This is a genomic window from Stenotrophomonas sp. PS02297 (assembly GCF_029959705.1).
GTDB lineage: Bacteria > Pseudomonadota > Gammaproteobacteria > Xanthomonadales > Xanthomonadaceae > Stenotrophomonas > Stenotrophomonas nitritireducens.
In genome coordinates, this window is record NZ_JASCOS010000148.1 from 1 (window position 1) to 7,639 (window position 7,639).

The 7,639-nt window shown below is 68.6% G+C and carries 8 protein-coding genes; 1 reads left to right on the forward strand and 7 read right to left on the reverse strand.

The annotated features are described in order from the left end of the window. Positions 1–128: 128 nt before the first annotated feature. From ribD to QMX80_RS17450, 7 genes are all read right to left on the reverse strand, one after another. Positions 129–1,223, reverse strand: a complete 1,095-nt coding sequence (gene ribD / locus QMX80_RS17420) for a bifunctional diaminohydroxyphosphoribosylaminopyrimidine deaminase/5-amino-6-(5-phosphoribosylamino)uracil reductase RibD (RefSeq protein WP_282278436.1) — start codon at positions 1,221–1,223, stop codon at positions 129–131. Between the two features lie 99 nt (positions 1,224–1,322). After that, on the reverse strand, positions 1,323–1,790 hold the full coding sequence (locus tag QMX80_RS17425) for a GNAT family N-acetyltransferase (protein WP_282278437.1): 468 nt from the start codon (positions 1,788–1,790) through the stop codon (positions 1,323–1,325). Positions 1,791–1,832: 42 nt separating this feature from the next. After that, entirely contained in the window at positions 1,833–2,639 is an 807-nt protein-coding gene (locus QMX80_RS17430; RefSeq protein WP_282278438.1) for a hypothetical protein, read from the reverse strand. Between the two features lie 147 nt (positions 2,640–2,786). Further along, complete coding sequence (gene nrdR, locus QMX80_RS17435; protein ID WP_055765975.1) at positions 2,787–3,320, reverse strand: transcriptional regulator NrdR; 534 nt, start codon at positions 3,318–3,320, stop codon at positions 2,787–2,789. Positions 3,321–3,337: 17 nt separating this feature from the next. Beyond that, the gene (locus QMX80_RS17440; RefSeq protein WP_161809360.1) at positions 3,338–3,787 is read right to left on the reverse strand and encodes a DUF4337 domain-containing protein; all 450 of its coding nucleotides are present in this window, start codon (positions 3,785–3,787) and stop codon (positions 3,338–3,340) included. Positions 3,788–3,820: 33 nt separating this feature from the next. Next, complete coding sequence (glyA, locus tag QMX80_RS17445) at positions 3,821–5,074, reverse strand: serine hydroxymethyltransferase (protein ID WP_282278441.1); 1,254 nt, start codon at positions 5,072–5,074, stop codon at positions 3,821–3,823. 138 nt (positions 5,075–5,212) lie between these two features. Further along, the gene (locus tag QMX80_RS17450) at positions 5,213–5,677 is read right to left on the reverse strand and encodes an RcnB family protein (protein WP_055765985.1); all 465 of its coding nucleotides are present in this window, start codon (positions 5,675–5,677) and stop codon (positions 5,213–5,215) included. Positions 5,678–5,892: 215 nt separating this feature from the next. On the opposite strand from QMX80_RS17450, the gene ettA reads away from it, so the two are divergent. After that, complete coding sequence (gene ettA / locus QMX80_RS17455; RefSeq protein WP_055765989.1) at positions 5,893–7,557, forward strand: energy-dependent translational throttle protein EttA; 1,665 nt, start codon at positions 5,893–5,895, stop codon at positions 7,555–7,557. The last annotated feature ends 82 nt before the right edge of the window (positions 7,558–7,639 follow it).

Below are 7,639 nucleotides of genomic sequence, written 5' to 3' on the forward strand. Positions count from 1 at the left end.
GGCGGCGCCCGGCGAGCTGGCCCGGTAATGCCCCAGCGGGGCGTTGCCCCGCTCTACAAGGCGGCGGGGGCTGTAGCGCCGGGCGGCGCCCGGCGGGCTGGCCCGGTAATACCCGGCGGTGCCCCGCTCTACGGGGCGACCGGGCGCAGCAGCAGGCGCAGGTCCTTGCCGACCATGCGCAGGTCGTGCACCTCCAGCGGCCGCGCCTGCGCCATCGACTCGATTCCCAGCCCGGCCAGCAGCGGGCGGGCGCCCTCGCCCATCAGCAGCGGCGCCATGTACAGCAGCAGCTCGTCGGCCAGGCCGGCGCGCAGCAGCGCACCGCACAGGGTCGGCCCGGCTTCGACATGGACCTCGTTGATGCCGCGCGCGGCCAACAGCGCCATCACCGCCGCCAGGTCGAAGCGGCCATCGGCGTGCAGCGGCGCGGAGGCGAACTCCGCTTCTTCCAGCGCAGGCGGCGTCAACGCCGGATCATGCAGATACAGCGTGGGCGCACCGCCTTCGCGCACCCGCGCGCAGGACAGCGTGCGCAGCCGCGCATCCAGCACCACCCGCAAAGGCGGCAGGAAATCGCCCGCCTCCGGACGCGCGGTCAGCGCCGGGTCGTCGGCCAGCACCGTCGCCGCGCCGGTCAGGATCGCGCCGGCGCGCGCGCGCCAGCGCTGCACGTCGGCGCGCGCGGCCTCCCCGGTGATCCACTTCGATTCGCCGCTGGCCATCGCGGTGCGCCCGTCCAGGCTGGCGGCGAGCTTGACCCGCACGAACGGCCGGCCACGCTCGATCCGCGACAGGAAGCCACGGTTGAGTTCGCGCGCGCTGTCCGCCATCAACCCCACCGCCACCTTGATCCCGGCCTGCCGCAACAGCGCGAAACCGCCACCGTCGACATCGGGGAACGGATCGGCCGTCGCCGCCACCACCCGCGTCACGCCGGCCTTGATCAGCGCCAGCGCGCATGGCGGGGTGCGGCCGTAATGCGCGCACGGCTCCAGCGTCACATAGGCGGTGGCGCCACGCGCGCGCTCGCCGGCCATGCGCAGCGCGAATACTTCCGCATGCGGCCCGCCGGCGCGCTGGTGCCAGCCCTCGCCCAGCACCTCCTCGCCATGGGCGATCACACAGCCGACCATCGGATTGGGCCGCGTGGTCCAGGCGGCGCGCTCGGCCAGGCGCAGCGCGCGGGCCATCAGCAGGTGATCGGTGGCAGTGAACGACGACATCGGTAAAACCTCGTTGCATACCCGGCCCGCCGCCAACCGCGGCAACGGGCGAAGCAGCAGTGTATGCGCTGCGGGCCGGGCCCCGGCAGCGTCCGGCAGTCAGCGGTGCCCGGTCTCCACCGCCATCACCGTGATCGCCAATGGCCCCAGCTGCAGTTGGGCATGCACCCGCCAGCCCAGAGTGCGATACCACGCCACCCTCGGCGCTTCGCAGTACAGGTACAGCTCCGGCACGCCGAAGACGGCGGCCTGCGCGATGGCATGTTCAACCAGCGCCGCGCCCACACCGCGGCCACGCGCCTCGGGTTTCACATACAGCGAGGCCAGCCACGGCGACCAGCCGCGGATCTGCTCATGGTCGTCATGCAGCAGGCTCACCGAACCAAACCAGTCCCCGGCTTCCATCGCCAGCCAGCTGCAGGGAATGGCATCGCGCTGCTGCGCCTGCAGCTCGGCCACGGCCTGGGCTACGGTCCAGTCCGGCAGCAGCGTGCCGAAGGCCTGCACATGGGCCGCGGCGATTGCCGGCACCAGGTCGCGCCGGTCCTGCAGATTGACGATCTTCATCGGAGCCCGACAGCCGCCGGCGGCGGCGCACCGGCCGGCATGCTAATCGTCCACCGCGTTGAACACGCCGACACCGAAGCTCTGCAGGCGTACCTGACCTTCCTGCTGCTCCAGCATCAGGCCCATCGTGTCAGAAACGCACATGCCCACCGCACACGCATCAAACAGCACCAGGTAACCGGGCCGCAGCGGTGCCGGCAAGGGCAGGCGAACCGGTTCGGCCAGCCCGGGGAAATGCAGCAGCACGGCGGTCACGGCCTGCCCCGGCAGCGGTGCCGGGAAGCGGTAGCTGTTCCCGCCCGCCAGCCTGTCTGCGGCGATCGGCTCGCCCTGCGCCAGTTCCAGCACCACCTGCACGCCGTCACTGGCCACGCCACTGACCGGGTCCAGCAGGGTCACCTGCAGCGGCGTTCCAGCCACGTGCTGCGGCGCGAACTGGGCCCGCAGTTCTTCCAGCTGCGCCCGTGCCTGCTCATCCGACGTACCGGAAAGGGCCTGCTGCAGCTGGGCGAACTGCTGCTGCAACCGGGCGCGTTCGTCGGCCAAGGCCTCGTAGGGAACCAGCTGCACGGTATCGCGCGGGCTGTCCTGCGGCTGCAGCAGCACCATGTCGTCCTGCAACGACCATCGCCCGCGCGAGCTGCGCGGTACAGGGGCCATCGCCAGCTGCAGCACATAGCCCCCGTCCTGGCTGAGCTGCAGGGTCGAGCCGGCGAATCCACCTTCGGCCACCGCATAGCGGGCAACCAGCGCCGGAGGCGTGCTGGCGACTTCCACCTGGGATGGCATCCCGGCCTGGCCCGACTCCAGTGCCGCGACGGCAGCGGCCGCCTCTTCGGCCGCCCGCATGGCACGGCGTGCCGCCTCCGCCGGCCCGGATTGCGCCTGCGCGGTCCCCGCCAGCCACAGCAACGCCACGGCCAGCCCGGCTCGGGAAAGCCGGCCCCCTTCCGATCGCATCCGCATCATCGCTTCCCCATCCTGCCCGTTCCGGGCTCAGCGCCTGCCACCCTTGCCCGGGCGCGCCTCCTGCACCTGGGGCCGTTCCAGCAGCGGCAACTGGCCGTCGTCGCTGGGGTGGTCGCGTTCCAGCTTCTCGATTTCGTCGCGGAAATCGGCCACGTCCTCGAAGCTGCGGTAGACCGAGGCGAAACGCACGTAGGCGACGTGGTCGAGCTTGCGCAGTTCGTCCATCACGAACTCGCCGACGCGGATCGACGGCACTTCGCGCTCGCCGCTCATCCGCAGCTGGTGCACCACCGCGCGCACCGCCGCCTCGATCCGCTCCTCGGGCACCGGCCGCTTCTGCAGCGCGCGGTCGAAACCGACCCGCAGCTTGCGCGCGTCGAACGCTTCGCGCCCGCCATCGCTCTTGACGATGACCGGCAGCTTGAGCTCGATGGTCTCCAGCGTGGAAAAACGCTCGCCGCAGGCCTCGCAGCCGCGCCGGCGGCGGATGGTCGCCCCATCCTCGGAAACGCGCGAATCGATCACGCGGGTGTCGGTGTGCTGGCAGAAGGGGCAGTGCATTCGAACAACCTTGGGCGTCAGGCCTTTTCGGGCGTACCAGGCGCGATCCGGCGATGGCAGGTAATACGCAGATACAGCAGATGCAGCGCAGGGACAAGCACCAACGGCCCGAAAAACAGCGCAGGCCATGGAAAACCGGTGGAAAATTCGCCGGTCCAGGCCAGGTAAACCAGCAGTACGGCCAACGGCAATGCCGCGACGACGCCGGCAATCAGCATCGACCACCACGGCCAGCGGACACGCGACAGGGTGGCCACACTGCCGACCAGCATCGCGACGGACAACCGTGCACCACCGAGCAGTCCCGCCATGCCCAGACAACCCCAGGCAGTGAGGAAAACACCGTCACCTGCCTCGATGCCGCCCATCGCCCAGAAGGCGGTACCCATGCCGGCACTCAATGCGGCCAGCAGGCCGCCCACGACCAGCGTGGGCAGGCCCAATACCACGATCAGCACCAGGAACACCCTGCGGTGCCACCGGTCGCCGATCACCCGGGCTTATCCGTAAACCGGAAACTGCCTGCACTGCAGGGTGACGTTCTCGCGAACGCCGGCGATGACGTTGTCGTCGCCCGGGTTGTCCAGCACGTCGGCGATCCAGTTGGCCAGCGCCACGCAGTCCGGCTCCCTGTAGCCGCGGGTGGTGATGGCCGGAGTGCCCAGGCGCAGGCCCGAGGTCACGAACGGCGAGCGCGGGTCGTTCGGCACCGAGTTCTTGTTGACGGTGATGTGGGCCTTGCCCAGCGCGGCTTCCGCGTCCTTGCCGGACACGTCCTTGCCTATCATGTCCACCAGCATCAGGTGGTTCTGCGTGCCGCCGGAAACGATCTTGTAGCCACGCGCGATCAGCGTATCGGCCATCGCCTGCGCGTTCTTCACCACCTGCTGCTGGTAGGCCTTGAATTCCGGCTCCAGCGCTTCCTTGAAGGCCACCGCCTTGGCGGCGATGACGTGCATCAGCGGACCGCCCTGGATGCCCGGGAACACGATCGACTGCAGCTTCTTCTCGATCTCCTCGCCGGCGCCCTTGGCGATGATGATGCCGCCGCGCGGGCCGCGCAGGGTCTTGTGGGTGGTGGAGGTCACCACGTGCGCGTGCTCGATCGGGTTCGGGTAGACGCCGGCGGCGACCAGGCCGGCCACGTGCGCCATGTCCACGAACAGGTAGGCGCCGACCTTGTCGGCGATGGCGCGGAAGCGCGCCCAGTCGACGATCTGCGAATAGGCCGAGAAGCCGGCCACGACCATCTTCGGCTTGTGTTCCAGCGCCAGACGCTCGACTTCGTCGTAATCGATCAGGCCCTGCTCGTTCACGCCGTACTGGACGGCATTGAAGATCTTGCCGGAGGCATTGACCTTGGCGCCGTGGGTCAGGTGCCCGCCATGGGCCAGGCTCATGCCCAGGATGGTGTCGCCCGGCTGCAGCAGCGCGAAATAGACGGCCTGGTTGGCCTGCGAACCGCTGTGCGGCTGCACGTTGGCGTAATCGGCGCCGAACAGCTGCTTCAGGCGGTCGATGGCCAGCTTCTCGGCGATGTCCACGTACTCGCAGCCGCCGTAGTAGCGCTTGCCCGGGTAGCCTTCGGCGTACTTGTTGGTCAGCTGGCTGCCCTGCGCCTCCATCACCCTCGGGCTGGCATAGTTCTCGCTGGCGATCAGCTCGACATGGTCTTCCTGGCGCCGGCATTCGGCGGCGATGGCCTTGGCCAACTCGGGGTCGTAGGACTCGATACGGGCGTCACGCGGGAACATCTCGGCTCCTGGGAAGGTGGGCGGGGGAAGGGCCGATTGTAGCGCTTCCTTCACTGCCCCACCCCGGCCGTCCCGCTCGCTCCCGGAAACAGCAAGGGCGCCCATGGGCGCCCTGCCTTTCCCGCGATCGCCGCCGGCTCAGTGGTTGAACACGATGTCGGCGATGATGCCGGTGGCGATGGCCACCATCAGCAGGTTGCCGCGGTCGTCGCGGATCCAGCGGTGGCCATGCGGCGGACGGCGCAGGTGGTAGCGGTCATAGTCGTTGACCACGTAGACCGGGCCGCCGTAATAGTTGTTGTAGCGGTAGCCGCGCTCGAAACCGTAGGGGCGGTAGGCCACGCGCGGCGGCGGGGCATAGTAGCGGCGGTCGTTGTGGCGGGCGTCGCGGTAGCCCTCGCGGTAACCAGCGCTGTAATGCCGGCGGTCGTCGCGCCGGTCATCCCGCCAGTCGCGGCGGTCATGGCCGTTCCCACGGCCGCGATCGTCCCAGCCGTTGCGGCCGCGGTCATGGTCGCGATCGCCGGCGGCGAAGGCCGGGGCGGTGGCGCCGAAGGCCAGCAGGGTGGTCATCGCTGCGACTGCAAGTCGGTGCATCTTCATGGTGGCCCTCGCGGTGTTGATGGACGCTTCCCATCATGCTCACGCGATCTGAACGGTTTCCGGCTGGAAACGGTTACCACCGGCGCCATTCATCCGGCGGCCAGCCGCGCTCGACCGCCGGTGCCGGGCGGCTTCCCGCTATAATCGCCCATTCCCTTTTGCCTCGGGCTCGTCCGCCTTGCGGACCGGGCGCGGGCGTGCGCTACGGAGACGTCATGTCCTCGCAATACATCTACACCATGAACCGCGTCAGCAAGGTGGTCCCGCCCAAGCGGCAGATCATCAAGGACATCTCGCTGTCGTTCTTCCCGGGCGCCAAGATCGGCCTGTTGGGCCTGAACGGCGCCGGCAAGTCCACCGTGCTCAAGATCATGGCCGGCGTGGACACCGATTTCGAGGGCGAGGCCCGCCCGCAGGCCGGCATCAAGGTCGGCTACCTGGAGCAGGAACCGCGCCTGGACCCGGCCCAGACCGTGCGCGAAGCGGTCGAGGAAGGCGTGGGCGAAGTGTTGCAGGCGCAGGCCGCGCTGGACAAGATCTACGATGCCTATGCCGAGGAAGGCGCCGACTTCGACGCACTGGCCAAGGAACAGGAACGGCTGGAAGCCATCCTGGCCGCCGGCGATGCCCACACCCTGGAAAACCAGCTGGACGTGGCCGCCGACGCCCTGCGCCTGCCGCCGTGGGATGCGGTGATCGGCAACCTGTCCGGTGGTGAAAAGCGCCGCGTGGCGCTGTGCCGCCTGCTGCTGCAGAAGCCGGACATGCTGCTGCTCGACGAACCGACCAACCACCTGGACGCCGAGTCGGTGGAATGGCTGGAACAGTTCCTGGCGCGCTACACCGGCACCGTCGTGGCCGTCACCCATGATCGCTACTTCCTGGACAACGCCGCCGAGTGGATCCTGGAACTGGACCGCGGCCGCGGCATTCCGTGGAAGGGCAACTACACCGAATGGCTGATGCAGAAGGACGAGCGCCTGAAGCAGGAAGACAACCAGGAAAAGGCCCGCCAGAAGGCGATCCAGAAGGAACTGGAGTGGTCGCGGCAGAACGCCAAGGGTGGCCGCACCAAGGGCAAGGCGCGTCTGGCCCGCCTGGAAGAGCTGCAGAGCGTCGACTACCAGAAGCGCAACGAGACCAATGAAATCTTCATCCCGCCGGGCGAGCGCCTGGGCAACTCGGTGATGGAGTTCAAGAACGTCTCCAAGAGGTTCGGCGAGCGCCTGCTGATCGACAACCTGTCGATGATCATCCCGCCGGGTGCCATCGTCGGCATCATCGGCCCGAACGGTGCCGGCAAGTCGACCCTGTTCAAGATGATCACCGGCCAGGAAAAGCCGGATTCGGGCGAGATCGTGGTCGGCCCGACCGTCAAGCTGTCCTATGTCGACCAGAGCCGCGACGCGCTGACCGGCAACCACAACGTGTTCCAGGAAATCGCCGGCGGCCTGGACATCCTCAACATCAACGGTGTCGAGATCCAGTCGCGCGCCTACATCGGCCGCTTCAACTTCAAGGGCCAGGACCAGCAGAAGCTGGTGGGCTCGCTGTCCGGTGGTGAGCGTGGCCGCCTGCACATGGCCAAGACCCTGCTGCAGGGTGGCAACGTGCTGCTGCTCGACGAACCGTCCAACGACCTGGACATCGAAACCCTGCGTGCGCTGGAAGATGCGTTGCTGGAGTTCCCGGGCAACACCTTCGTCATCTCGCATGACCGCTGGTTCCTGGACCGCATCGCCACGCACATCATCGCCTTCGAAGGCGACTCGCACGTGGAGTTTTTCCAGGGCAACTACCGCGAGTACGAAGAGGACAAGAAGCGTCGCCTCGGCGACGATGCCGGTCCCAAGCGCCTGCGTTTCAAGGCGCTGAAGTAAGCAGTACCCGGCCGGCCGCCGCGCTGCGGGCGGCCGCGTTTCGCCCCCGCCCGGCCCGGCCCGCCAGCGCCGGTCTCGTATA